Raw genomic sequence first — 24,491 nt, 5'->3', positions numbered from 1 at the left:
GAATAGTCCTGGCACAACTAGGAGCATCTAACGATGAAAGTGTGGGAAGTTCAATCTCGGGAAGGTCTTGATGCGTTGACATTGGTTGATAGACCGGAACCCCAGCCTCAGGCGGGACAGATTCTTCTCAAAATGCACGCAGCTTCACTGAATTATCGCGATTTGTTAACTGTTAAAGGAGCATATGGCTCTAAGCAAAAACTACCGCTTGTTCCCTTCTCTGACGGTGCGGGGGAAGTGGTTGCTGTTGGTGAGGGGGTAACTACAGTTAAAGTAGGCGACAAGGTTGCCAGCATTTTCATGCAAACTTGGATAGATGGGGAATTTTCAGCAGAAAAATCCCGGTCAGCATTGGGGGGTGCCATTGATGGTATCTTAGCTGAGTATGTTGTCCTGGACCAAAACGGCGTTGTTCGTTTTCCAGATCGCCTGTCTTATGAAGAAGCAGCAACTTTACCTTGTGCTGCAGTGACAGCTTGGAATGCGCTTGTTACAGATAGCAAGTTAAAAGCAGGCGATACAATTTTGATACAAGGAACTGGAGGAGTTTCAATATTTGCGCTTCAGTTTGCTAGAGCAATGGGGGTCAAAGTCATCGGTACTTCTAGCAGCGATCGGAAGTTAGAAAGGTTGCTAGAGTTAGGCGCATCAGAAGTTGTGAATTACAAGAGCGTACCAAACTGGGATGAAAGAGTTTGGGAACTCACAGGTAAAGTGGGAGTCGATCGCATTATTGAAGTGGGCGGTGCTGGAACTTTCAATAAATCCCTCCGTGCTGTACGTTATGGAGGACATATTAGTTTGATTGGGGTGCTTTCCGGGTTAAATGCTGATATCAGTACAGCTTTGATTTTACACAAAGGTATTTGCGTACAAGGCATTTATGTAGGCAGTCGCGAGATGTTTGAGGCGATGAATCGGGCTATCTCCCTACATAATATCCAACCGATAATTGACCGAGAGTTCCCCTTTGAACAAGCACGGGAAGCTTTGGCTTATATGGAAAGTGGAGCACATTTCGGCAAGATTGTCTTGCGAATATAAAAGATTTGCTGATTTGCTGAGTTTGTTGCAAATCGAAGTCATTATGAGTATGATTTAATAAGAGCAGTGAAAAACTGCAAGCGACTTCCTCAAGGTAATGGTAGGAATAAAACCAGCTATGGAAACTCTTGTTATCGGTGCGATCGCGAGTTTAGGTGCAGGACTTGCAACTGTTATCGGTGCCTTGCCGATTTTACTACCAATAAATTTTACACAAAGAGTTCAGGGAATCATGCTGGGGTTTGGAGGAGGAGTGATGTTAGCAGCAACATCATTTTCATTAATCCTACCTGGTACTGAATCTGCTATTGCTCAAGGTTATCCTCAAGCAGGTGCTGCTTTGATTATGGCGGCAGGTATTTTGCTGGGAGCAGTATTTTTACAATTAGCACATAAATTATTGCCCCACGAACATTTTTTTAAAGGACAAGAAAATGTTCGTAGGAGTAACCTCAAACGAATTTGGTTATTTATTGCTGCAATTACCATTCATAACTTTCCTGAAGGATTAGCAGTGGGAGTTAATTTTGGGAATAATAATATTAAAGATGGCATTCCCGTTGCTCTGGGGATTGGGTTGCAAAATATTCCAGAAGGTTTGGTAGTCGCGTTATCTTTAGTTGCTGAGAAATATTCAGCAGGTTATGCTTTATGGATTTCACTGCTGACAGGTTTAGTTGAACCAATTGGCGGTGCGATCGGTGCTGGTGTGGTCAGTGTGGCAAATTTTATCTTACCTTGGGCAATGGCATTTGCAGCAGGCGCAATGTTGTTTGTCATTAGTGATGAAATCATTCCTGAGTCTCATCGTAAAGGATTGGAGAAAGAAGGAACTATTGGCGTCATGCTGGGCTTTGTTATCATGATGTTTTTAGATATTGCGCTTGGGTAGATAGTGGTTAGTGGTTAGTGGTTAGTGGTTAGTACAAATGACAAATGACAAATGACAAATGACAAATGACAAATGACAAACTTACTTAAAAAGGATCGAAATTATGAATCTTCTGCGTTTTGAACACATAAATGTTTCTTGTAAAGATATCAATGCAACTCAAAAGTTCTATCAAACTTTATTTCCCGATTGGTATGTGCGTGCTGAAGGTGTATTTAATGGTAGACATTGGAAACATTTAGGTAATAATCAATTTTACCTAGCTCTTAATGATGAGGCTACTCAAGAGCGCGTACATATACCATACGAAAAGATTGGTATTAATCATGTTGGTTTTGTGATTCAAGATGGTGAAGCTATGAAAAATTTGCTTGATGAGGAAGGCATTGAATATTACACAATGACAGCACCTGAAACGAAACACAGAATTTATGTCAACGATCCAGATGGTAATGAAATTGAGTTAGTTGAATACTACCCTGAGTATGCGTTGAAGTAATTGGCTGATTTTTGCATGGGTTGCGAATCTAGTGGCGCACGTAGGATTTGCGGTGTTAACTTGGGCAAGATGATAGCGTTCTGTATTCATTGTTTTTGTGTTGATTGTGGATGGTAGGATGACAAACTTGTTAGCTGGTACAGAAGTTGAAGCACGCTCTTTGCGCTGGGAGGTGGTGAGTGCTACCCAACTGGGACAACAAACTCTTTACAGGTTGCGTTGCTTGGAAGGGGAACTCCGAGGTGCAGAATTTGATATTCTCCATCCTTTTGAATCTGTAGAGCCAGTGATTCGCGATTTGCGTCCGGATAAAGCTGCGCCTTTACCTAATTGGTTAGTTTACCATCAAGCGTTTCTCTTGGAGCAATCTTTGTCGGGGGATGCTCTCCTCGCCGTACAACCCGGTCGCTTGCGTGTAGAAGCGTATCAATTGGTTCCTGTATTAAGAGCAATTCGTATGAGTCGGGTACGGAAGAGGAGGAACTAGAAGAAATAGAAGAGGAGGAGGAAACGCCAAAGCGGGGTAAGAAAACGAAGGTGGAATGGATAGAAGAAATTCCACCGGGAAGGTTTTATTTACGGGTGGGTTTGGGAAGAAAAGCCAGTGGTTCCTATTACACTCCCCATTCTTTTGTTAGGTTTTTGGTGAAGGAAACTTTGGAACCGCCAATTAACGAACGCAGTCCCAAAGAAGACCCGAAACCGGGAGAAATATTAAAATTAAAAGTTTTAGATCCAGCCATGGGAAGCGGTCACTTTTTAGTGGAAGCTTGTCGTTTTTTGGGGGAGAAATTATATGAAGCTTGTCGGTTGTGTGATGAATTAGCTTTGGAAGCAGAACAACAAGCAGAAAATTCTGAAGATGTAGAAACGCGAAATTCTGCGTCTCAAAGAGCAAAAATATTCCGTCAACGGGTGATTGATTTACCCGACCCCAATGATAAATTAATGAAGTATTTACCTTCGGCTGCACCAGAAGGAGAAGAAACGGGGTTTTCTCAAGCAGAAGCGATCGCATTGTGTCGGCGTTTGGTTGCGGTACATTGTTTGTATGGGGTGGATAAAAATCCTTTAGCGGTGGAATTAGCGAAGTTATCTTTATGGTTGGAGTCCCACGCTGAGGGTTTACTTTGACTTTTTTAGACCACCGTTTGGTTTTGGGAGATTCATTGACGGGTGCGTTTTTTGAGCATTTGTTAAAGGAACCGGGAACGCAACATGACGTGCAAAAACTTCTCTGGCAAAAGGTGAATGAGAAATTTAGAGAAGCGATAAATGAAGCGTTGAAACACGTCCGCGATTTGGAAGCGACTATTGGAATTGATATTTCTGATATTACAGCAAAAGAAGCAGCAAAAAAAGATTGGATAGGGCGTTAGCACCGTTTAAGATTGTTGCGGCTGCTTGGTCTGGTGGGGTGATGTTGGGGAAGGATCATTGTGATGATGTTGCTTATGCTAATTTAGTGAGATTTGTTGGGGAGACGGGAGATTTACCGGAAGATTTAGCAGATGTGCAAAAGCATATAAATAATGTAGAGGAGTTGCATGAAACGTCTTTACAGAGAATGATTGCACGGGGTTTGGGGGTGGAAAGTGTTCCATCAACTCGTGAGGATTTATTGGGAGTTTTGAGTGGTAGGGAATGTGTACCAGCTTTGGCTTATGATTTGACTTTTGCTGAAGTGTTTTATCCGAGTGGGAGGTTGGATGATAGGCGGGGGTTTGATGCTGTTTTGGGTAATCCACCGTGGGAACAGCAAGAAGTTTCTGAACCCGAATTTTGGGCAGCATATGACTTACAAGCAATCGCAGCTACATCAACAAAAGAAAGAGATATTATTATAAACAATTTATCCAAATTCTATCCAGAAGGTCAAATAGCTTGGAATAAATATCAGCAACGCCTTTTAGGTGAATCAGCGATTTCAAAACAACTATATATATTTCAAATAATAGAAGTCAATGGTAAAAATACAGTTGGTAAGCCTGACGTATTTAAGCTTTTTTGTGAAAAAGTTATTCAAATTTTATCAACGATTGGGTATCTAGGTTTTGTTGTACCTTCGTCGTTTCATTCTAGTGAAGGTTGTACGGGAATACGCCGACTATTTTTAGAGAAAACAGCTTTTAAAATATGTTTTTCTTATGAAAATAGAAATAAACTATTTGAGATAGATAACAGACAAAAATTTGCTGTTATTGTAACTCAAAAAAGTCTTTTAGGAACTAGTAATTTTAAGGCTCGATTTTACTTGCGCGATGACAATTGGTTATTTGATGAGAAGAAAGATGTACTTATGTACTCTAGAGAATTTATCAAATCAACGAGTAAAATGTATTTAAACTTTGCAGAATGTAATTATTTGTCTGATATATCCACTTTATTAAAATGTTATGAAACATCTAAGCTCAATTTTAATGATTATTTAATTGCGTACAATCTCCGTTTAACTCAAGGATTTAGTGTAACTCGTGAAAATTATCTACTAACACCTATTGAGAAGAATCCTGGAGAACAAAGTCTTTTAGTTCATGAAGGTAAAACTTTCCATCAGTACCAAGATTCTTGGGAAACACCAATCCAATATTCGACATTAATCAAATATTTGATTGGAAAAGCACACTGGCTAGATAGTATTAGATTTTTCCGTTTAGCCTTCCGAAAGGTTGCAAGCTCAACTAATGAAAGAACAGCTTTATTTGCTATTTTACCTCCAGGATACGTATTTACTGAATCTGTTTGTTCAGAAACAATACCAAATCAACGTTCAAATTGTAAAGCACTCATCGCACTAGCAGTTCTCAATTCTTTTGAATTTGATTGGTTGGCAAGGCTTCGTATAGGTGTAAATGTGAATTTTTTCCTGCTCAAACCTTTACCACTACCGAACACCGTCAATATTGTAAATAACTTTTTAGCTCACTCCGCCCTCCGCCTAACCTGCAACCACACCGGATACGAACCCCTATGGCGAGAACAACTAGGCGAAACCTGGCGAGAAAGCCAACCCCCTTTCACCTTCCCAGTTCTCGCCTCAGAAGACGATCGCTGGTTAGTCCGTGCTGCTATAGATGCAGTAGTCGCCGACGCTTACGGACTCAAGCGCGAACAATACGCCCACATCCTCTCAACCTTCAGTCACAAAAGTTACCCCAAAGCACCACAACTGTGTCTCGCCTGCTTTGACGAACTGCAAACCATCGGACTCGAAGCATTTACAAAGAAATACGATCCTTACTGGAATATTCCCCTAAATGAAAACTTACCAAAACCCGTCATAGATTTACCCATCCCCAATCAAAATAAAGAAAATGCAGTTTCCACAGAAGACGGTAGCTTCCAACTCACAGCACCTCCAGAGGGGAAAACAAAGCGGAAAAGAAAAAAGTGATACCATATCCCCTGAATTAGCGATCGCAATTGCATCGTTACTTTGCGTCTTCGCGCCTTTGCGTGAGCTTTATTGAATGAACCGCACTCGACGCAAAAGACACGAACATAGAAAAGAAGAGTAGTCAGCGTAGGCGGACTTCGTTTGTGTAGCCGCGATTTCAATGTCAAGCTATTGAGCACTTATTAGGACAGGACGCTTCTCCCCTAGTTGTTACAACGGGTACGGGGAGTGGAAAAACGGAAACCTTTCTTTTACCAGTCATTCAAAATGCCATCGAGGATGCAGCCCAATTCCGAAGACAACCAGGGCTGACAGCTATTCTCGTCTACCCAATGAACGCCGTTGCCTAAAATCTTATCAAAATCAACGCTACCACGAACTACTCAATTGGCCTCAAGTTATCCCCGCCCTGGAACAACTTGCACAAACGCCCCCAACGCCACGTTCCTTAGAAACGGGTGATATTGACGATCCGCTTCCCTGGCTGGAAGCCTATGACGCAGGCGTGGGTTCCCCTCTAGAACTCAAGTTTCTCCAGCTATTTGAAAAACACGGATTTCATCCCCAAAAACAAATACCAGTACCAACAAATACGCCAATTTCCGTTGCTGATTTTGTTCTACCGGAACGGAGACTAGCAATATATATTGATGGAACTGCATTTCATAAAGGAGGAAATCGATTGCGGGATAAATTTATTCGCGATCGTTTGCGGAATGCCAATCCTCCTTGGCAAGTCGTTGAATTAAACGCTACAGATTTAGCTAGAGGTAAGGCATTAGTAGAAGAACTGAAAAGCAAATAACAGTCAGTGTGTTGCAAACAGGTTCTCAAGTTTGACGCATTGACTTGGATGAGCTAGGTTGCTCTGAAGAGCAACCAGTGGCAATTAGCTTGTGGATGCAGTACTACATAATGTCATGGTTTCAATTTCAGGTTGGGGAAATGGCTTGCTGAAGGAGAAGGCGATCGCAGTTGAACCATAAAGTCGCAAATGCTCGAGTCGCTCTTTCGCTTCAGCAACTGTAGGAGCGTGTCCTGCGGGAACCCACCATAATGCTAGGATGGGTTGCTCGGTTTTTTCAAACCAACGACGGCGATCGCGCATTATATTTGCATGAGCACCGCGATACACGTAGTTTGAAAGGGCTTCTAAGGATTTCCAAACGGTTAGAGTAATTAAAATTCGCTCATCGTCAAAAGCACGAATACTAGTAGCATCGTTTGCGCCTTCACTCCGCAAACGCCATACAAAACCCGGATCGGCATCTGCGATCGCATTAACACTTTCAATTTGTGCGACGAACTCCGCCAGTTCTGGAGAATTGAGTGGCGCACGTAAGGTAGCGGTGTTCACTTGAGCAAGATGATAGCGTTCTGTATTCATAGTTGTGGCATCCTTCTGTGATGATATCCAGAAATCTCTTTTCTAATACTTTTCATTTGTCAACTATCTAATGATATATTTTTTTTGTCAAGATACATACTTACGTATCTATCCAGAGACAGAGCGCATTGAAGACAGACTAACATCACAGGTAGAAACTTGGCATCTGATAATTCTTCATTTTTGTTTTTAATACTTCATATTGAAGTACCCAACTCAAAACGTGACCATTCATACAACAAGGCAGTTGGGAAATGTTCTATGTTAACTAAACCCTTTACTTTTGTACGAACAGCGGGTCTATCCGCTAAAGAAACATCAGAGCGGCGGAAATTACCTGCTTTTTCACTGCCATGAAACTCAATAACTGCAATGGCATCAGGTTGAACATACGCATATCAACCCCACGAGTAACTTCCTCCGCCCTGGTGATTTATTTGTGCAATTCTCTTTTCTTTCCTCTGCGTCCTGGTGCGACTCTGCGGTTCCTCAAAAATTTGTAAATATATAATGTATGTCGAGTTTTAACCTGTTATCGTGCTTTCATCTGAACTGTCTACAATTAACGCTCTCAAACAACCAACAAGTTCTGCATGGGTAGAACTTGCAGTTGCCAATCTAGACACCATTCTCCTAGATCATTCCCAATGCGAACGAAAAGCAGCCGGAGTCGCCTTGAACATGATATTTCGCTATCCCTCCAATGCCAAAATGGTGAGAGAGCTCACCAAAATAGCCCGTGAAGAACTAGAACATTTTGAACTCGTCAATCAATGGCTGGAAAAACGGGGTATTCCTCTGCGTCCATTGCAGCCACCGCCCTATGGTGCGGGTTTAAAATCGCAAATTCGCTCAAAAGAACCAGAGAGGTTTTTAGACTCTCTGCTCATCAGTGGTTTAATTGAAGCCCGCAGTCACGAACGCTTGGGATTGCTGGCAATTCACTGCTCTGAACCGGACTTAGCCAAATTTTACCGCAGCCTCATGGCATCTGAAGCTCGTCATTATGGCACTTACTGGGTTCTTGCGGATACTTACTTCGAGCGCAAACTTGTCAGACAAAGACTAGATGAACTCGCATTCGTGGAAAGTGAATTATTGGCGACTTTACACCCAGAACCGCGAATTCATAGTTAATACTATTTTGGATTTTAGATTTTAGATTTTGGATTGAGAAAGTCATGTCTGGAGTTGATTTTGGCTATCTATTTGTCCCATTCTTTGTTCATATTAGTATACGAGGAGATTTCTAGTAGAGGTAATGAAAAATTACTATCAAGATTTTTTAATTCGTCACTGGGAGGAGAGCGATCGCACCTCGGCTGCAAATATTATCAGTTCTGTACTCGTAGAATACGGTTTGGGTTGGGAACCAAATGGAGCAGATCGAGATGTGCTGCAAGTAGAAGAGTGTTATCTAGCAGTTGGGGGAGAGTTTTGGGTTGTCGAATATCAAAACCAACTGGTAGGAACTGCTGCTTATTACCCTATTAATCGAGGGGAAAAAGCTGTAGAAATTCGTAAGATGTATCTTTTACCTAAGGTTAGGGGTTTTGGACTGGGGAAACATTTATTACAACAGTTAGAGGCTGCAATTGTTTCTCGAGGCTTTCAAGAAATATGGATTGAAACTGCTAGTGTTTTAGTGGAGGCAGTTCAACTTTATGAAAATAATGGGTATGAAGAAGCATCAGGTGTAGAAACAGCCCGTTGCGATCGGGTGTATGTTAAGAAAGTTTATGGTTAGTTGTTAGTTGTTATTTTAAAGGAGAGGTAAGAGAATTTGAAATTCTGTACCTTTGCCAAGTTCAGAATGCAAATTTAACTCACCACCATGTCTTGCTTTAACAATGCGATAACTGACTGATAAATTGGTTTCTTTATCAGCACGTTTTGCTATGGAAAAAGAATCAGTAATTTGCTGTTGCAATTCTTGAGACATTCCCGGACCATTATCAGCAATATGAATTGATACCCAACGAGAGTCTGGTGTATCTGGTGAATTAACTTTTCTTGAAATGACTTGAGTCGTAATTTCAATTTTTGGCTTTTGCTCGGTGACCACAGTTTCTAAATGCATTTGCTGTCTCACTGCTTCATTAAGTAGTGTATCTACGGCTTGGCTCAAAATATTCATAAAAACCTGATTTAATTGTCCAATAAAGCAAGAGACTGGTGGGAGATGACCGTAATTTTTAACTATTTCAATTTCTCCAGTAATTCTGCTATTAATTAATAATATAATGCTGTCTATATTGGCATGTATATCTGCGGGTTTTGGATAGACTTCATCAATATGACAAAAATTCTGCAATCCAGTCACCAACTTTTTTAATCTTTCGGCTCCAGCACGGATACTGGCGATCGCTCTTGATAAATCTCGTTGTAAAAAATCTAATTCAATTTCTTGCTTAAGCTGATTTGTTTCTTCAGACAGAGGAAAATTTTCTTTTTCATAGGCTGCAACCAACTTCATTAAGTCTTGGCTGTAGTTATCAACGTGAGCTAAGTTACCCCAAATAAAATTTAAAGGGTCTAGAATTTCGTGCGCCACCCCATCTACTAAACGACCTAAATTTGCCATTTTATCATTTTGCACCATCAGAGCTTGACTGCGCTCATACCGCACTTGAGTTTCTATTCCCCGAATTTGCCAAGAGGCAATATTTAATTCTTGTATATCCAATAGCCTGTAGAGATCGGGCGCTGTATGTACAACTATAGGTTCTCCCAAGAGTTCAGTAGAACGTCTTAATGCAAGTTGTATCGCTGCTAAGATTGGGGTAGTCTCTGGAAGTAATAAAACTTCTGTGCGAGCATAACTGTAAAGAACACTCAGTGGTTGCTGAAGAAATAACTCCTTTCCGTATGGGCGAATTAGAAATTCCAGCAGTCGCCGCCGTGAAATCATTCCCATATACTTTCCCTCCTCTACTAAAATAACTCCCGGTAGAAGAGGATATTTATCGAAATATATAGCAACTTCAGTACCAGTGCAATTTGTCTCCACACAAAAGTTGTATGCTGGTAGTTCTCTAAGGGTTGACTCTAAACCTAAGTCACTATTACTGCTACCAGATAAAAATGGTGGTGATATTTGCGAACTGGATTCTTCTGACACTAGAAACCCCGAACGGAAAGATAGGTTAAACATTAAAACATAATTCTTTGTTTATGTCAATTGTAAATATAATATTTGTAATGTTTCTACAATAAGGTATTAAATCCTATTTTCAATTCAGCCACCAACCACTAACCAATAGGTAGAAAAATCTGAAACTCAGTACCTATATCTGGTTGGGATGTAACTAGTAGTTGTCCGCCATGCTTTTGAGTGATAATTTGATAACTAATTGCTAAGCCCAAGCCAGTGCCTTTGCCTCTTGGCTTTGTAGTAAAAAATGGTTCAAAAATTTTTGTCTGAATTTCTAATGGTATACCTACACCATTATCAGCTATTTTAACAGCTACAGTTTCTGAGCTTTTTTCTTCTATCAATTCTGTGGAAATTTCAATACAAGGATGCCAATCTTTTGGGTTGGTTTTGCTTTTCTCTAGCAAGGCATCAATGCCATTACTTAACAAATTCATAAAAACTTGGCTGAGTTGTCCTGAATAACATTTAATAAGCGGTAAATCTTGATAACTTTTAAGAACGTTAATACCTAACTTGAGTTGGTTTTTCAAAATCAGCAGCGTACTATCAATGCAATCGTGTATATTAGCTAGTTGAGGCGTACTTTCATCTAAATGAGAAAAACTATGCAAACTTCCTACTAGTTGTGTTAATCTTTCTGAACTTGCAAAAAGACTGGCTAAAAGTTCTGGCAAGTCTTCTTTTAAAAAATCTAAGTCTATTTTCTCTTTTATTTCCTGTATCGCATCAGATGGATTTCCATATTGTTCGTAAAACGATACTAATTGAATTAAATTTTTATAGTAATTGGATAAAAATGGCAAATTCCCTCCTATACAGTTAATAGGATTTCTAATTTCATGTGCAATTCCAGCAACCATCCTTCCCAAACTTGCCATTTTTTCTGTTTGTAATAATATGGTTTCAGTTTGTTCTTGCAAAATTTTTGCGGTCAATTCATGAATGAACGATTGAGCAACTAGTAATTCATGTACATCTAATAAACGGTATTGTTGAGGGGCTATTTCAACTACAAGAGCATCGTATAACAATTCGGGCTTGCGTTTGAGAGCCATCTGTGCTGCTGCTACGATTAACGTTTCACCAGGTAAGATAGAAATGTTTGATGGAAGAAACTGATAAAGTGTTTTTATTGGACGATTGCCAAATATATCAAGCCCAAATGGGCGACTCATACACTCTAAAAATTGCTGTCTTGAAATGACACCTACCAACTCACCATTTTCTTGGAGGATAACTGCTGGTACCAGTGGATTTGCTTTAAATTGCTCTGCTAACTCGCAACCCAAGCCAGAAATTTCAAATTGAAAATTCCACAAAGGCAATTCTCGTATTGTAGATTCTACATGAAAACTTTTGCTACAAGCCATCAACGGATTTTGGGTTGATAAGCCCATGCATGGATTAGCTACCATAAATTGAATAAATAATGGTAAAAAGTAAGTGTTTTTTGGCGTAGCGATTTAAGAGTAAAGGTTCTTGTTCAAACCTACTCACAAGCGTTGTAACACCTATTACTTTAATCCAGTCTTATTCAAAAGAAGTTAAAAACAATCAAAGTTGGATAAATTATTATTAAATTTATGGCTTTATAATCTTTAAATTAAACCTTTCTACGTAAGTAGTTATCTTGAACTGTGGACATCAAGAGGCAAGAAGGTTCCTATGTTTACTGTAAAACCAAATATCACTGCTTTAGAGTTTAGTCATCGGGAGCTTCAACCATCTCTATAAGGGTATTAAGAAATTCCCATGCATCTTCTGTTGTTGTAGTCGCTGCCAGTGATGGCGATTCCAAGGGGAATTCATCAATCGTGGGCGCTTCGTCGATCGCGACTACAACTCTATAATTTCCTGGAGGCATATCATAGGGTAACTGTACCGTAAGTTTGCCGTCAGGACTAACGTTGGCAATTGTTTCAATGCTTCTCATTGATTTATCTTACATTTTTTTTAGAATTAAGACCACGAGTTCATGTGAATTAGTTAGTGGTTAGTTGTTGGTTGTTAGTTGCCTGAAGGAAGAACTTTAATGAATTGGTTCCATTTTGGTCTTGAAGTTTTATAGGTTTTGCAGTAAGTAATTATACATATATCTTTTGGGAGAAGTTGCCAAAAGCAGTTATTGCTTTCAGTTGAGGGTAGCGAACGCTGTTTTCTTTATGTTTAGGAACTGTAAATTCTCTATAAAAATTTTTGGAAGATAATATAACATCAAGGAAAATTACTGGACTTATGAGAATAAGTCATCAGAACTATATTACTTATGGAGGTAGCGATCGAGAATCGGAACCATTTATTGAACTTAACAATCATCTAGAAGTACTGTTGTTTCTAGTAGATGAAGCTAAGTAAAAATTCTTATGCTAAAATATATACCGCTTACGGTTTACGCAATCAAGGTTATTAAACAGGTAATAACAGTATAGTTAGCACTTAACTCTCTTGTTTTTTCGGTCTGTTTTTTGTCAACAACCACCTATCAGCTCTTCTGAACGCTAGAATGACTTTTCACACCCCTAGAACTGAACACCGCTTTGATAAGCGACACCCATGAATCAATTGAACAATGGTTTCACTCTATTTCTTAGTCTGCTAGTCGAGGCGATCCCTTTTTTGTTACTGGGAGTTTTGTTCTCCAGTTTGTTGCTGTTTTTTGTAGATGAGCGCAAGTTGGCGGAGAAAATGCCTAAAAATCCAGTACTGGGCGCTTTATTTGGCAGCTTAGTGGGATTTCTGTTCCCTGTTTGTGAGTGTGGCAATGTACCAGTGGCGCGGCGATTGCTGATGCAGGGAGTCCCTACACCAGTGGCAATTGGTTTTTTGCTAGCAGCACCAACTATTAACCCTGTCGTTATATGGGCAACTTGGACTGCATTCCGAGATCAACCAGAAATAGTGGTGTTAAGAGTTTTATTCTCCTTGTTAATTGCAGTTATTGTTGGGACAGTCTTTAGTGTTCAAAAAGATCTGACTCCGATAGTCCAACCTTCAATAGCTCGTTATCTAAAGTTTAATCCACCAAAATCCTCTAAATCCAAAAAAAGCACAAAAGACAAAAAGAATAACTTATTGCAGCAGGGAGTGGGAGTTCCCACTGTATTACAATCTGGAACTTATGTGTTGGGAGGGCAGGCAGGACAAACTATACGGATGGATGCAACTGCTTTGCAAGCATCTATGGCTGCTTCCGCTCCGAGTAAACCCCTGATGGATAAGTTGCGGTTGTTGGTAGACAATTGCATACAGGAACTACGTGAACTTGGGGCGGTTTTAGTAATGGGAAGTGCCATTGCAGCTGCAGTTCAAGTCCTTGCACCCCGCGATCTGATTATTAGCTTGGGTTCGGGTCCGATTAGCTCAATTACTGCCATGCTCATACTGGCTGGAGTCGTATCGATTTGTTCAACTGTTGATTCATTTTTTGCCTTGTCTTTTGCCTCAACTTTTACCAGTGGTTCCTTAGTGGCTTTTCTAGTATTTGGACCAATGATTGATATTAAAGGTATTGGTTTAATGTTATCAGTCTTTAAACCCAAGGCTGTCCTATACTTATTTGCTCTTGCAGCACAACTCACATTTTTATTCACCCTTTTTGTTAACTTACACGTCTTTTAAAAAATTGTCATTGGTCATTAGTCATTAGTCATTTGTCCTTTGTCCTTTGTCCTTTGTCCTTTGTCATTGGTAAATGACTAATGACACTTGACACTTGACCAATGACTAATGACCAATGACACTTGACACTTGACACTTGACACTTGACCAATGGCTTCCCAAAATCAAAAAGCAAAAATCAAAAATACACTACTACCCTGGTTGGATGTTTTAGCGCTGACAGCCTGGGGCGTTTTAATTCTAAAATATTGGTTGACTAACAAGCTCGTCTTATTAATTCACCCTGATTACTTTTGGTTGGCAGTAACAGGTGCCATAGGACTGCTGGTTCTTAGTTTCTTAAAAGCGGGGCAACTTTTACAACGACCACGAGGTCAAGTGACTCCCGATATGCAACACTTTACTGTCTTTCCGCCTGGATTTGGTAGTATCTTACTGTTGATTGTAGCGATTCTGGGATTAGTCATAACACCGCGTGTCTTTGCCAGTCAAACAGCACTTCAAAGAGGTGTGACAGATTTCGTAGGAACATCACGCGTCAAACCTCAAGAGTTCCGTGCTTCTGTGCGTTCGGAGGAACGAACTTTAGTAGATTGGGTACGCACGCTTAATGTTTATCCAGAACCCGATGCCTATACGGGACAAAGAGCCAAAGTACAGGGGTTTGTTATTCATCCACCGGAACTTGGAAAAGAATATTTGTTTATAGCACGATTTGTGCTCACTTGCTGTGCTGCAGATGCTTATCCTATAGGATTACCTGTAAAATTGAAAGAACCTCGCGATAAGTATCCACCCGATACTTGGTTGGAAATTGAAGGGCAAATGGTAACCGAAACCATACAAGATAAGCGTCAACTTACCATCGCCGCCTCCTCTTTAAGAAAAATCTCTCAACCCAAAAATCCTTATAGTTATTAAGGTTAGTGGTTAGTGGTTAGTAGTTAGTGGTTAGTGGTTAGTGGTTAGTGGTTAGTGGTTAGTGGTTAGTGGTTAGTGGTTAATAGTTAGTAATTAAGAACAACTAACACCTAACAACTAACACCTAACCACTAACAACTAACACCTAACAACTAACACCTAACACCTAACAACTAACAACTAACCACTAACAACTAACAACTAACAACTAACCACTAACAACTAACACCTAACAACTAACAACTAACCACTAACAACTAACAACTAACAACTAACCACTAATCAATGACTACCAAAGCTTTTTTCCATCCTATAGATCGTGTTGCGATCGCGTTCTTGCTGATCCTTAGCTTGTTGACAGGGCTGTTGATCTTACAAGGTGATGCGGTTAAACCCAGCGTCAGGCATTTTAGTTGGGAAAATCAAAAAATTGGCGCAGATGATTCTTCTTTTGCTCTCACTTTTAGTCGTCCCATGGATACAAAAACTGTTGAGGAAAATTTGAAGATCGATCCACCTTTAGCAGGTAAAGTCAGTTGGGCGGGGCGGCGAATGGTATACACGTTGCTTACACCAGCACCTTATGGAACTAACTATAATGTCAAGTTACAAGGTGCAAGAGATAAGTTTTCGGCAAAAGAAGGGAAAAATAGGCTGATACAACCTTTTACAGGTAGTTTTCGCACTCGAGATCGGGTTATCCTTTATATAGGAGCTGATAAAGAAGATAAAGGGCGGTTAGTTCTTTACAACTTAACTCAAGAGCAAAAAAAAGTTCTGACTCCTAAAGATTTAGTTGTGATGGACTATAAGCCGTTCCCAAATGGAGAAAAAATTTTATTTTCAGCTCGCTCTGCTAGTACTCAAGATTTAACCTCGTCTCAACTATACACTGTAACTACAGGTATTTCTGCAAGTTCCAATAAAAAGCCAGAACTCCCTAGTAAAATCGATCTGATTTTAGATAACAAAGAATATCAAAATTTGAAATTTGACTTATCTCCAGACGGTCAAACTATTGTTGTCCAACGAGGTAAAAAAGATGACCCTGGTGACTTTGGGTTGTGGTTTCTACCTGCAAACCACAAAAATGATAGTGAGAATTCTGACGAACCAGTTCTGAAACGCTTGCAAAGTCAACCTGTAGGAGACTTTGTGATTACACCAGATAGTAAAGCTGTGGCAGTTGCACAAGGTCAGGGTGCGGCAATATTACGGTTACAATCTGATGCTAGCAAACCCCTAGATTATTTACCCCAGTTTGGTCTAGTGCAAGCCTTTTCTAAGGATGGTTCTCAAGCAGCAATGGTTAAGTTTAATACGGACTACACAAAAGAGCTGTTTTTGGTGACTAACCAAGGCATCCAGAAACAATTACTACGCATTCCGGGATCGATTCTCAGCTGCCAGTTTGATACTGCTTCACCTACTCTGTATTGTTTGCTCACACAACTACTACCAGGCGGTTTGTATCAGGAGCAACCATACTTAGTCGCGCTCGATCTGAAAAGCGGGCAACAGAAACCTCTGATGATACTTCCTGCAGAACAACGGAACGTAGAAATGAGTTTAGCACCTGACGGTTTGGGATTGCTGTTTGACCAAATCGTGCCACAATCAACTGTTACGGGGTCCTCGCTTGCAAATCTACTAACGACTGATGACGGTCAAGCAATATCTACTAGCAGTTTGTGGCTGATGCCTTTGCTGCCGATCTCCGATCCCTCAGCATCTGCTGATATCAAGCCAGAACAGCTTCCTCTAGTGGGTTTTCATCCCCGTTGGTTGCCATAAACTTTCACGTGACTCTTGCCGAATCAAACCAGCCATTGCAGCTTCTTGTAAACTCATAAAAGCGTTTAAATCTTCCATGTCATATTTTGTTCTTAACAGTTGCCGTAGTTGTTCTTCTGTCGCAACACTAAGAAAACCAGTCATCATAACTTGTCTAACCAGATCGCGAATCAATATCATACACATACCAATGGAGATTGAAAACAACCATGCCCAGAGCCGATGCGTTGCTCTAAGTATTTCTCATGAGCAGACGGGCTGTTTTACGAAAATTTTAACGAATCTTTATAGAATTTGCACGAACAATTTTTATTTCTACAAATTTTAACTTGAAGAAGGCAGACAGCAGTAGGTTGGGTTGAGGAACGAAACCCAACACTCACAGACATTTGTTGGGTTACTCTGCTGAAGGACATCCTCACGCTTCAAACCAGGGAACCTATGCCCCCGACCCTCTACCTTCTTAAAAAAGACTCTAAAACTTTACTTCACCAATTGCTGCCTGAAAAAATATCTAAACTGAAATATTTTTTCTCTCACTCTCTGTAAAAAATTGACTCTCACTTTAGGTTCATCATTCAAGTAACTGGGTAAAGAATCAGCTATTTTTTCAATCAAGCTCGCTAAGAGCAAAACACCTTCTTCATTGCTGAGACTGGGGTCTAAGTGTTGTTTAACCGCTAAAGTATACTTATTAAACGCGTTCATTAAAACACTGTAGTTCTCTGAAGACTGAAACAATAAATTCTGGAATTCTTGGTTAAAATTGTCAACTTTCTCATTTTCTAAGGAGATGTATATATCATCTAATTCAGTTTTCATACTGTAATTTTTACCTACTCCAAAAAAAGGCTCTTTAAAAAAAATTAGATGTCAAACAGAAAACACAAAGTTAGCTTGTTTTTTCCAAGTTACTATTTTTGATTTGAGATTGATAACCCCTGGTCAATTTCTACCACCTTAGAGTGAGGATTATCAAGTTAATTGCTGAACTTTGCTAAGACTTTACAATAACTGTAAGGCGCAATATCGGAAAGGCTTGATTTAACTATTGTCATTATCCATGGGCTGTTCTCTTACCTATACTCTTTCTTTACAAAAAATTTATATTTTCTCCATATATTTATCTTAGTTAACAAGTAAAAACCCTGTTTGACAAAAGTGTTTGACCACACAGGGTTTTAAATTGATTGTTGTTGCAGCATTTAATGAGTTATCGGTAAAATACAGAATCATTACGCAAAATTTCTGAGACTTCTACAAAACTTTACAAACTTATCTTTAAGAAAACTCTTATCTCAGAGCTTATTGACATCACGAGCAATTTTTGCACTGCAATGTGGGATGCTCCCAGCTTAGAGCATATACCACCTGTGGATTTGGATTAAAGCGCTGATGGGTCAATGTGCAACTTTTAAGCTCGAAAAATTTATGGATTAAAGCGTTGATGGGTCAATGCCCATTTCTCGTAACTTCTCTGCCATGCGTTCAGCTTTTTGCCGTTCCTGCTCTGCACGTTGGCGCTCCTGTTCTGCACGTTGGTACTCTTGGTCTGCTGCTTCCTCTGGAGATAGTAATAACTGTCCTTCATCTGTCAAAAAGCGCGGGTGGCTTCCGGTTATGTGGTATTTGTGAAAAACTTTATACCACACGTTTCGGTATGTTCCTACTGCCGCCATCTCAGGATAGGAACGTTTATCTGGAACTTGGAATTGCGATCGCACTCAATCGTCCTACGCTGTTACTACGTCATGCAAGTAATAAAGAAGGTGATTTAGAGTTGCCAAAGTGTTTGCAGTGTCTCAGGGAACAAATTTTAGAGTTTAGTGGTAAACACAGCCTCAAAAAAGTTTTGCGGGAACAATTGCCAAAATGGATAAACATAATACCCGAGCAAGCTTGGTTGCATCGCCACTGCATTTTTGGAGGAACAGTTTGTGAATATCGTGAAGTACATCCACTTGCTCTAGCCAAGTAGTGGCAATTGTAGCATATGCTACCCGTGGATTTGGATTAAAGGGTAGAACTCAAATACATCCAATAATTCGATGAAATGTTGGGTTTCGTTCCTCAACCCAACCTACAAATGTCCAAGCACAATTGTCTGAAATGGTCGCCCCGTTGTTCAAAATTGGCGTATTGGTCGAAACTCGCACAAGCGGGAGATAAGAGTACGACTGGTGCTTGATACTGTTTTGCTAATTCTGCGGATCTAGAAACAGCTCTATCCATTGTTTGTACAATCTCGTAGCTATAGTACCCTTCTTGTTGCAAACGTTGGGCAAATGCAGGTGCGGCATTACCAATCAGTAATACGAAGGCTGCTTTGGCTTTGATTTTTGCTAAAAAACCTGTATCATCACCAGCTTTAGCTTCTCCACCAGCAATTAAGATGAGTGGGCTTTTTACGGAGGCTAAACCCACTTCAGCCGCATCATAGTTGGTTGCTTTGCTGTCGTTGATAAAATCAATGCCTTCCCAAGTACAAATATGTTCGAGACGATGGGTAACGCCAGGAAATTCTCGGACAGCTCGAGCGATCGCATCTTTATCTATTCCCGCTAATCTTGCTGCTGCAACTGACATTAACAAATTTTGTAGGTTGTGTTCTCCTACCATTCGCAACGTTGATGCTTCTACGATGCGTTCATCTTCTGAAGACGCACCACCTTTTGTCTCTAAAACCCAACCACCTTCAATGTAGTAACCTTTGGAGTTTAATAAACTATCTTTCCCCGCGATACTTGTCCAGTAGGCGCTCGACCAATATTTTTGTCCCACTTGTCTCAAGTACGGATCGTCACCATTAAACACTTGCAACTGAGATTGCTGTAGCAAATGGGCTTTTATATTGTAGTAGTTTTCTAAAGTTTTATGGCGACTGAGGTGATCTGGCGTAAAAGTTGTCCAAATACCAATTCTAGGTGCAACTGAAGGCGATGATTCTATTTGGTAACTGCTGAGTTCCGCTATCACCCAATCTATTTGATTTTGGATTTTGGATTTTGGATTTTGGATTTTGGATTTTGGATTTTGGATTTTGGATTTTGGATTTTGGATTGGGGTTTCTCCCCCACTCTCCCCCTCTCCTTGTCCGCCATTCCTCTCAAGAGATAATGCAACTTCACATGCTGCGTAGCCAATGTTACCACAAGCGGGAGCATTTAAGCCTGCTGTTTGAAAAATTGCAGCAATTAAGGATGTTGTTGTTGTTTTACCGTTAGTACCAGTGACTCCAACCCAGGGAATCGATCGCAAGTGTCTCCAAGCAAGTTCCATTTCGCCAATGGTTTCTATCCCCATTTCTCGGGCACTCAGTAATGGAGGTATATCCCAAGGCACGCCGGGACTGACAACGATTAACTGGGGTAAATCTGATGGATCGAGTTCTAGAGAATAGCCCAGTTTCACTGCGATTTGTTCTGCGGCAAGTTCTTGTTGTTGTTGGAGAAGGTCGGGGGAAGTATTGCGATCGCCTAGCTCTACCTCCCAACCCTCCCTTTTCAACAATCTCGCCGCAGCAACACCGGACTTTCCTAATCCAATTACATGAGCTCTTGGCATAGACTGTGGCAGGTATCCCTGGTCAAGCTCTCATATACTAACTTTAATTGGCAATCTTTACACAACTTTTTTATAAAATTGTGCTACAAATTTTTGACAACAGAACCAAAGTCTGCTAATACACGAGCATGATTGCGGAGTAACCCCAGCAAATTTAACCGATTTTGTTTAATTTGGGGGTCGGGGTCCATAACCAATACGCTGTCGGGACCGTCAAAAAAGGTGCTGACTGTGGGAGCAATTTTCTCTATTGCCGTAACTAATTGCCTGTAATTTCGTGACTCTTTAGCGGCTTGCGTTTGGGGTACTAAATCTACAACGCTATTGTAGAATGCTTCTTCTGAAGGTTTTTGGAAAAGGGAAGTGCCAATTACAGTTGTTGGGTCTAGCTGTTGTGTATCCAAATCCCCCTGTGTTGCTAAACGAGCCGAACGGTTGACTGTTTCATAAATCTTATCTAACGTTCCATCATTCCGGATTTCTTTGAGGAATAAAGAGCGATCGCGAACATCCAATAAATCCTTCAATGACCGTTCCGCATATTCTGGGTCATTTTCCCCCAACACAGCATTCACTAGGTCATAATCAATTTGTTTCTCTTCTTGTAGTAACGTCCTAATCCGTTGCAAGAAGAACTCTTCTAAAACTGTCACTAACTGCTGTTTGTCTTTGTTATGTACCTTAACAAAATCCGCAGCAATCTGCTCTAGTAACTGTTGTAAATTAATTGGTAAGTTTGCCGCCCACGTAATATTAATAACAGCATTTGCTGCTCGTCGTAAGGCAAAGGGATCGGAAGAACCCGTAGGAATCATGCCCAATCCAAAGATACTGACTAAAGTATCAAGCCTGTCTGCCAAACCAACAATTTGACCTGTTAAAGTTTGGGGTAAAATATCATTTGCACCTCTAGGCAAATAATGTTCAAAAATAGCTGTTGCTACTTCTTCCGATTCTCCACTTGCCGCAGCATACTTTTGTCCCATAATTCCCTGTAATTCAGGAAATTCATAGACCATCTGAGTCACAAGGTCTGCTTTACAAAGTAAGGCAGCTTTGATAATCTTTTCTGTTTCGTGTTCCTTTAATTGGAGTTGTTCTGTAATTTTTTCGGCAATTTTAACAATCCGGTCTACTTTCGCACGTAAAGAACCTAAATCTTCTTGGAACGTGACTTTTTCCAATTGAGGCAAAAAGTTTTCTAATGGCTTTTCCAGATCCGAGTTGTAGAAAAATCGACCGTCATACAAGCGAGCGCGAATAACTCTTTCATTTCCGACAGCAATAATTTCTGCTTTTTCGGGATTTCCATTAGAAACCGTCACAAAATACGGCAATAATTCTTTAGTATCACTTGCCTTAAAGACAGGAAAATAGCGTTGGTGACTCACCATAACAGTGGTAATCACCTCAGTTGGCAAGTTCAAAAATTCAGATTCAAACTTACCAACAACAGATGAAGGAAATTCCACAAGATTTGTGACTTCCTCTAACAAATCTGGGTAAATTTCTGCATAGCCATCTAACTTTTGGGCTGATTCTTTGACTTGCTGTGTAATGGTATTTTTCCGTTCTTCAGTATCTACCACAACACAAGCAGAACGCAATACGTCAACGTAATCAGTGGCTTTTGTAACTGTCACTGGTTGCGGATGCAAAACGCGATGACCTTGTGAAATGCGATCGCTTGTTATTAACTTAGAACCATTCTCTAACTGAATCGGTAAAACTGTTTCATCTAACAAAGCGATTAACCAGCGAATGGGACGAGAGAACTTTTGATCTCCATCCCCCCAGCGCATCAACCGCTTACCCTCTAAACTCCAAATCCACTCCGGTACAAGCTCTGTTAAAATTTCTGTAATTGGGCGACCGGGAATAACTTTCTGTACGAAGACAAAATCCCCTTTATCTGTAGCACGAACTTCCAATGCATCAACTGCCACACCTTGTTTTTTGGCAAAACCTTGGGCTGCAGGTGTTGGTTTGCCATCTTTGAATGCAGCTTGGGCTGGTGGTCCTTTAATTTCTTCCTCTCTATCTGGTTGCTGAGATGGTAAACCTTTGATAAGAACAGCCAATCGGCGGGGAGTCCCGTAAACTTCCACAGCATCGTAAGAAAGGCTGTTGGTTGAGAGTGTTTTTGGAATGTGCGATCGCCATTGAGTCAAAGCATCACTTAGAAAACCCGCAGGTAGCTCTTCCGTACCAACTTCTAATAAAAACGCCTTCGTCCCTGTATTTTCAATACTTTCTGCCATTATTCTTACTTTGCTACACAAATAATTTGGTTTATCAGTATATCGCAATAAATATATGTATATTTTATTACTTTTGCGTTACACAATGATTATCCATTAAATATACTATCAGATCCCCTACCTCTTCAAGAATACTGTTAGCCCTCACCTCGTTCCCAGCGATCGCGTCTCCTCTCGTCCCCAGGCTCAGCCTGGGAATGCAGTCTAAGAGGCTCTGCCTCGCGTAGCACTGATACAGGAGGCGTAGGATGGACATCACTAGCTAGCCCTGTCAAGGTAACTGATAAAATTTTGATTCAGGTAGAATTCCTCATCTTTCTCCTCTGCGTACTCTGCGCCTGTGTGGTTAAATAAATGTCTATTTAACCGCAGAGTACGCAGAGTACGCAGAGGTAAGAGGTGAGAGGGCTATTGATTTCCTAAAGTTTTTATCCATCTAGACAGGGCGCATTTACAGCTGTCCCTACCTCAAATAAGTATTAATACTTAAAGCAAGAGTTAGGAATGAATGGCAGCAGTTTTGTATTAAAGAATGATTGCTGTTTTCAGTACGTTCATTTAGCTTTAATTTGCTCAAACAGTTATTTATGTCTGCCAACTACTACACTTACCACATTGACAATCAACCTCCGACAGAAGCGGCTGGCAAATTTCGTAGCGATCGCTTGACAGATAAAGTTAAAGAATTCATTAACATTATCCGTGATGCTCCCCGAAACGAACAATTTCAGGATTCGGAAAAAGTCAGGTCATTAGGAGAGGCTTTGTTTGATATCTTCTTCGATCTTGAACTTTTTCAGGATTTTATAGCTTTTTACCATCGAGTTGTTGAACAACAGCAAAGCATCATGCGGGTTGAACTGAAGATTAAGAGGAAGGTATACCAGAGATTGCAGCACTTCCTTGGGAATTTATGTGCGTCCCGAAAAGGTATAATGCGGGAAATATAGCGGTTCGCCACCGATCCCAAACTGATTTTCTTACGCCGTCCTCAAGCACCAAACGAGTCAAACACAACCCGTTCCCCTCGGGCAAAATGAAAAGCTGAGGATTGCATTAGTGATATCTAAGCCTTCGGGTGAAGGTAATGTCCAATCGTATCAAGTGCAAAAAACTTTGGAAGACGTGAGCGCTCGATTTAATAGAGATGGAACTAACGCATAAGCAAAAACAACAATTACGTGAGGCTTTAATTCATGCTTTCCCAAGTAAGGATGACTTGAAAATTATGCTAAGTGATGGGTTAGGATGGGATTTAGATCGAGTAGCTGGTGGAAACACTCTTGAAAAAATTGTATTTAATCTCTTGATATGGACTGAATCTAGAGGACAGCTAAAACAACTTTTAGAAGCTGCGATCGCAAGCAATCCATTTAATTATAAATTAAACAATCTGAAGAAATCTTATTTAAATCCTATTACACAAGATGAAATAAACAATTTGAAGTTGATTCTAGACCAGATAGATTTTTCTATAATTAAATCTTCTTTTCTGAAAATTCTACCAGATGGAGCAAGAGAAGACAATGTAGGATTAAATGAAGTGAAAAGCACAGATGATATTATAAAAAATTTGTGTGAAAATTATTCAAGCACTAGTAGTAATGTTCCAAGGATTATAAAGCTTGGAGAAGATATAATTAGTAATAGTGAGAATGACGAATCTAAAGAGTTAGTCTGTTGGTTAAATCAAGTTTCCTCAAGATTGGGAATAGAAATTTTCAATGTTCCGCCTCAGCAATTTAAATCCAGTTACCATTTATTATTCCTCGTCTATCCAGAAGGTGAATCCTTTCGCATAGAAACTGCGTATACTCAAGATGGAATTACGAAGGCTTTAGATTCTTTACAAGACACTAATAGCGCATCAGTCTCAGTTAATAGCCAATACAGGAAAGGTATTTTATGTCCCTCTTTTCAAGAAGTTCCTAAAGTATTAGATCGAATCATTAAAGAT

General features: G+C 40.2%; 25 protein-coding genes and 1 pseudogene. 16 read left to right on the top strand and 10 right to left on the bottom strand.

The genetic code is table 11. From position 1 onward, the window contains the following. Positions 1-33 precede the first annotated feature (33 nt). From F7734_RS17915 to F7734_RS62070, 8 genes are all read left to right on the top strand, one after another. The gene (locus F7734_RS17915; RefSeq protein WP_155745956.1) at positions 34-1,044 is read left to right on the top strand and encodes an NAD(P)-dependent alcohol dehydrogenase; all 1,011 of its coding nucleotides are present in this window, start codon (positions 34-36) and stop codon (positions 1,042-1,044) included. A 118-nt stretch (positions 1,045-1,162) separates the two neighbouring features. Then, positions 1,163-1,936 carry a ZIP family metal transporter gene (locus tag F7734_RS17910; protein WP_155745955.1) on the top strand — a complete coding sequence of 258 codons (774 nt, stop codon included), beginning with the start codon at positions 1,163-1,165 and terminating at the stop codon, positions 1,934-1,936. A 103-nt stretch (positions 1,937-2,039) separates the two neighbouring features. After that, positions 2,040-2,435 (top strand): VOC family protein, encoded by a 396-nt coding sequence (locus F7734_RS17905; protein ID WP_155745954.1) that lies wholly within the window; start codon positions 2,040-2,042, stop codon positions 2,433-2,435. Positions 2,436-2,553: 118 nt separating this feature from the next. Continuing rightward, positions 2,554-2,922 carry a hypothetical protein gene (locus F7734_RS17900; protein WP_207714135.1) on the top strand — a complete coding sequence of 123 codons (369 nt, stop codon included), beginning with the start codon at positions 2,554-2,556 and terminating at the stop codon, positions 2,920-2,922. 50 nt (positions 2,923-2,972) lie between these two features. Further along, positions 2,973-3,569 carry an N-6 DNA methylase gene (locus tag F7734_RS17895; RefSeq protein WP_155745953.1) on the top strand — a complete coding sequence of 199 codons (597 nt, stop codon included), beginning with the start codon at positions 2,973-2,975 and terminating at the stop codon, positions 3,567-3,569. Beyond that, positions 3,566-3,814: a hypothetical protein gene (locus F7734_RS17890; RefSeq protein ID WP_155745952.1), complete on the top strand. Its 249-nt coding sequence runs from the start codon at positions 3,566-3,568 to the stop codon at positions 3,812-3,814. Before F7734_RS17895 ends, F7734_RS17890 begins: the two co-directional genes overlap by 4 nt. Beyond that, positions 3,799-5,829: a hypothetical protein gene (locus F7734_RS17885; protein WP_155745951.1), complete on the top strand. Its 2,031-nt coding sequence runs from the start codon at positions 3,799-3,801 to the stop codon at positions 5,827-5,829. Before F7734_RS17890 ends, F7734_RS17885 begins: the two co-directional genes overlap by 16 nt. Positions 5,830-6,337: 508 nt before the next feature. Next, positions 6,338-6,637, top strand: coding sequence for a hypothetical protein (locus F7734_RS62070; protein ID WP_207714134.1), 300 nt, complete (start codon positions 6,338-6,340; stop codon positions 6,635-6,637). Between the two features lie 84 nt (positions 6,638-6,721). Here the strand turns inward: F7734_RS62070 and F7734_RS17870 are convergent, their stop codons facing one another. Further along, positions 6,722-7,219: a DUF3291 domain-containing protein gene (locus tag F7734_RS17870; protein ID WP_155745950.1), complete on the bottom strand. Its 498-nt coding sequence runs from the start codon at positions 7,217-7,219 to the stop codon at positions 6,722-6,724. A 537-nt stretch (positions 7,220-7,756) separates the two neighbouring features. Between F7734_RS17870 and miaE the strand changes: the two genes are divergently transcribed. Together miaE and F7734_RS17860 are read left to right on the top strand one after the other, a co-directional pair. Then, entirely contained in the window at positions 7,757-8,356 is a 600-nt protein-coding gene (gene miaE, locus F7734_RS17865; protein WP_166481973.1) for a tRNA isopentenyl-2-thiomethyl-A-37 hydroxylase MiaE, read from the top strand. A 124-nt stretch (positions 8,357-8,480) separates the two neighbouring features. Then, positions 8,481-8,966, top strand: a complete 486-nt coding sequence (locus F7734_RS17860; protein ID WP_155745949.1) for a GNAT family N-acetyltransferase — start codon at positions 8,481-8,483, stop codon at positions 8,964-8,966. A 15-nt stretch (positions 8,967-8,981) separates the two neighbouring features. Here the strand turns inward: F7734_RS17860 and F7734_RS17855 are convergent, their stop codons facing one another. From F7734_RS17855 to F7734_RS17845, 3 genes are all read right to left on the bottom strand, one after another. Continuing rightward, a complete protein-coding gene (locus F7734_RS17855) occupies positions 8,982-10,340 on the bottom strand; it encodes a HAMP domain-containing sensor histidine kinase (protein WP_166481976.1) in 1,359 nt (452 codons plus the stop codon). A 131-nt stretch (positions 10,341-10,471) separates the two neighbouring features. After that, positions 10,472-11,791, bottom strand: a complete 1,320-nt coding sequence (locus F7734_RS17850; RefSeq protein WP_155745947.1) for an ATP-binding protein — start codon at positions 11,789-11,791, stop codon at positions 10,472-10,474. 287 nt (positions 11,792-12,078) lie between these two features. Continuing rightward, on the bottom strand, positions 12,079-12,309 hold the full coding sequence (locus F7734_RS17845) for a hypothetical protein (RefSeq protein ID WP_155745946.1): 231 nt from the start codon (positions 12,307-12,309) through the stop codon (positions 12,079-12,081). Positions 12,310-12,929: 620 nt separating this feature from the next. Between F7734_RS17845 and F7734_RS17840 the strand changes: the two genes are divergently transcribed. The 3 genes from F7734_RS17840 (at position 12,930) to F7734_RS17830 (ending at position 16,709) form a co-directional block, all read left to right on the top strand. After that, a complete protein-coding gene (locus tag F7734_RS17840) occupies positions 12,930-13,994 on the top strand; it encodes a permease (protein WP_155745945.1) in 1,065 nt (354 codons plus the stop codon). A 150-nt stretch (positions 13,995-14,144) separates the two neighbouring features. Further along, positions 14,145-14,915, top strand: coding sequence for a TIGR03943 family protein (locus tag F7734_RS17835; protein WP_155745944.1), 771 nt, complete (start codon positions 14,145-14,147; stop codon positions 14,913-14,915). A gap of 285 nt (positions 14,916-15,200) precedes the next feature. Next, on the top strand, positions 15,201-16,709 hold the full coding sequence (locus tag F7734_RS17830) for an Ig-like domain-containing protein (RefSeq protein WP_155745943.1): 1,509 nt from the start codon (positions 15,201-15,203) through the stop codon (positions 16,707-16,709). Here F7734_RS17830 and F7734_RS17825 read toward each other — a convergent pair. The 3 genes and pseudogenes from F7734_RS17825 to F7734_RS17815 all read right to left on the bottom strand — a co-directional run. Then, positions 16,677-16,889, bottom strand: a complete 213-nt coding sequence (locus tag F7734_RS17825) for a hypothetical protein (protein ID WP_155745942.1) — start codon at positions 16,887-16,889, stop codon at positions 16,677-16,679. The two genes, F7734_RS17830 and F7734_RS17825, sit on opposite strands and share 33 nt — an antisense overlap. Before the next feature lie 303 nt (positions 16,890-17,192). Beyond that, positions 17,193-17,531 (bottom strand): hypothetical protein, encoded by a 339-nt coding sequence (locus tag F7734_RS17820; RefSeq protein ID WP_155745941.1) that lies wholly within the window; start codon positions 17,529-17,531, stop codon positions 17,193-17,195. A gap of 614 nt (positions 17,532-18,145) precedes the next feature. Then, positions 18,146-18,313, bottom strand: a pseudogene (locus F7734_RS17815) (Uma2 family endonuclease); the annotation flags it as partial. A gap of 56 nt (positions 18,314-18,369) precedes the next feature. On the opposite strand from F7734_RS17815, the gene F7734_RS17810 reads away from it, so the two are divergent. Further along, the gene (locus tag F7734_RS17810; protein ID WP_207714133.1) at positions 18,370-18,687 is read left to right on the top strand and encodes a hypothetical protein; all 318 of its coding nucleotides are present in this window, start codon (positions 18,370-18,372) and stop codon (positions 18,685-18,687) included. A gap of 92 nt (positions 18,688-18,779) precedes the next feature. Here the strand turns inward: F7734_RS17810 and murD are convergent, their stop codons facing one another. The 3 genes from murD to F7734_RS17795 all read right to left on the bottom strand — a co-directional run bounded on the left by murD (position 18,780) and on the right by F7734_RS17795 (position 22,809). After that, on the bottom strand, positions 18,780-20,273 hold the full coding sequence (gene murD, locus F7734_RS17805; protein ID WP_155745940.1) for a UDP-N-acetylmuramoyl-L-alanine--D-glutamate ligase: 1,494 nt from the start codon (positions 20,271-20,273) through the stop codon (positions 18,780-18,782). 83 nt (positions 20,274-20,356) lie between these two features. Continuing rightward, positions 20,357-22,534 carry a glycine--tRNA ligase subunit beta gene (gene glyS, locus F7734_RS17800; protein ID WP_155745939.1) on the bottom strand — a complete coding sequence of 726 codons (2,178 nt, stop codon included), beginning with the start codon at positions 22,532-22,534 and terminating at the stop codon, positions 20,357-20,359. Between the two features lie 137 nt (positions 22,535-22,671). Continuing rightward, complete coding sequence (locus tag F7734_RS17795; RefSeq protein ID WP_155745938.1) at positions 22,672-22,809, bottom strand: hypothetical protein; 138 nt, start codon at positions 22,807-22,809, stop codon at positions 22,672-22,674. A 312-nt stretch (positions 22,810-23,121) separates the two neighbouring features. On the opposite strand from F7734_RS17795, the gene F7734_RS17790 reads away from it, so the two are divergent. Continuing rightward, positions 23,122-23,484 (top strand): hypothetical protein, encoded by a 363-nt coding sequence (locus tag F7734_RS17790; RefSeq protein WP_155745937.1) that lies wholly within the window; start codon positions 23,122-23,124, stop codon positions 23,482-23,484. A gap of 197 nt (positions 23,485-23,681) precedes the next feature. After that, a partial coding sequence (locus tag F7734_RS17785) for an effector-associated domain EAD1-containing protein (protein ID WP_243146942.1) occupies positions 23,682-24,491 on the top strand: 810 nt, incomplete at its 3' end.

The sequence above is a fragment of the Scytonema sp. UIC 10036 genome (assembly GCF_009725235.1).
This window is presented reverse-complemented; position numbering and strand designations above follow the sequence as displayed.

What these genes read in the sequence shown, in the direction of transcription:
- F7734_RS17915 (WP_155745956.1), top strand. Translation starts at nt 34, where the DNA reads ATGAAAGTGTGGGAAGTTCAATCTCGGGAAGGTCTTGATGCGTTGACA.
- F7734_RS17910 (WP_155745955.1), top strand. Translation starts at nt 1,163, where the DNA reads ATGGAAACTCTTGTTATCGGTGCGATCGCGAGTTTAGGTGCAGGACTT.
- F7734_RS17905 (WP_155745954.1), top strand. Translation starts at nt 2,040, where the DNA reads ATGAATCTTCTGCGTTTTGAACACATAAATGTTTCTTGTAAAGATATC.
- F7734_RS17900 (WP_207714135.1), top strand. Translation starts at nt 2,554, where the DNA reads ATGACAAACTTGTTAGCTGGTACAGAAGTTGAAGCACGCTCTTTGCGC.
- F7734_RS17870 (WP_155745950.1), bottom strand. Translation starts at nt 7,219, where the DNA reads ATGAATACAGAACGCTATCATCTTGCTCAAGTGAACACCGCTACCTTA.
- F7734_RS17860 (WP_155745949.1), top strand. Translation starts at nt 8,481, where the DNA reads ATGAAAAATTACTATCAAGATTTTTTAATTCGTCACTGGGAGGAGAGC.
- F7734_RS17850 (WP_155745947.1), bottom strand. Translation starts at nt 11,791, where the DNA reads ATGGTAGCTAATCCATGCATGGGCTTATCAACCCAAAATCCGTTGATG.
- F7734_RS17845 (WP_155745946.1), bottom strand. Translation starts at nt 12,309, where the DNA reads ATGAGAAGCATTGAAACAATTGCCAACGTTAGTCCTGACGGCAAACTT.
- F7734_RS17840 (WP_155745945.1), top strand. Translation starts at nt 12,930, where the DNA reads ATGAATCAATTGAACAATGGTTTCACTCTATTTCTTAGTCTGCTAGTC.
- F7734_RS17835 (WP_155745944.1), top strand. Translation starts at nt 14,145, where the DNA reads ATGGCTTCCCAAAATCAAAAAGCAAAAATCAAAAATACACTACTACCC.
- F7734_RS17830 (WP_155745943.1), top strand. Translation starts at nt 15,201, where the DNA reads ATGACTACCAAAGCTTTTTTCCATCCTATAGATCGTGTTGCGATCGCG.
- F7734_RS17825 (WP_155745942.1), bottom strand. Translation starts at nt 16,889, where the DNA reads ATGATATTGATTCGCGATCTGGTTAGACAAGTTATGATGACTGGTTTT.
- F7734_RS17820 (WP_155745941.1), bottom strand. Translation starts at nt 17,531, where the DNA reads ATGAAAACTGAATTAGATGATATATACATCTCCTTAGAAAATGAGAAA.
- F7734_RS17810 (WP_207714133.1), top strand. Translation starts at nt 18,370, where the DNA reads ATGTTCCTACTGCCGCCATCTCAGGATAGGAACGTTTATCTGGAACTT.
- murD (WP_155745940.1), bottom strand. Translation starts at nt 20,273, where the DNA reads ATGCCAAGAGCTCATGTAATTGGATTAGGAAAGTCCGGTGTTGCTGCG.
- glyS (WP_155745939.1), bottom strand. Translation starts at nt 22,534, where the DNA reads ATGGCAGAAAGTATTGAAAATACAGGGACGAAGGCGTTTTTATTAGAA.
- F7734_RS17790 (WP_155745937.1), top strand. Translation starts at nt 23,122, where the DNA reads ATGTCTGCCAACTACTACACTTACCACATTGACAATCAACCTCCGACA.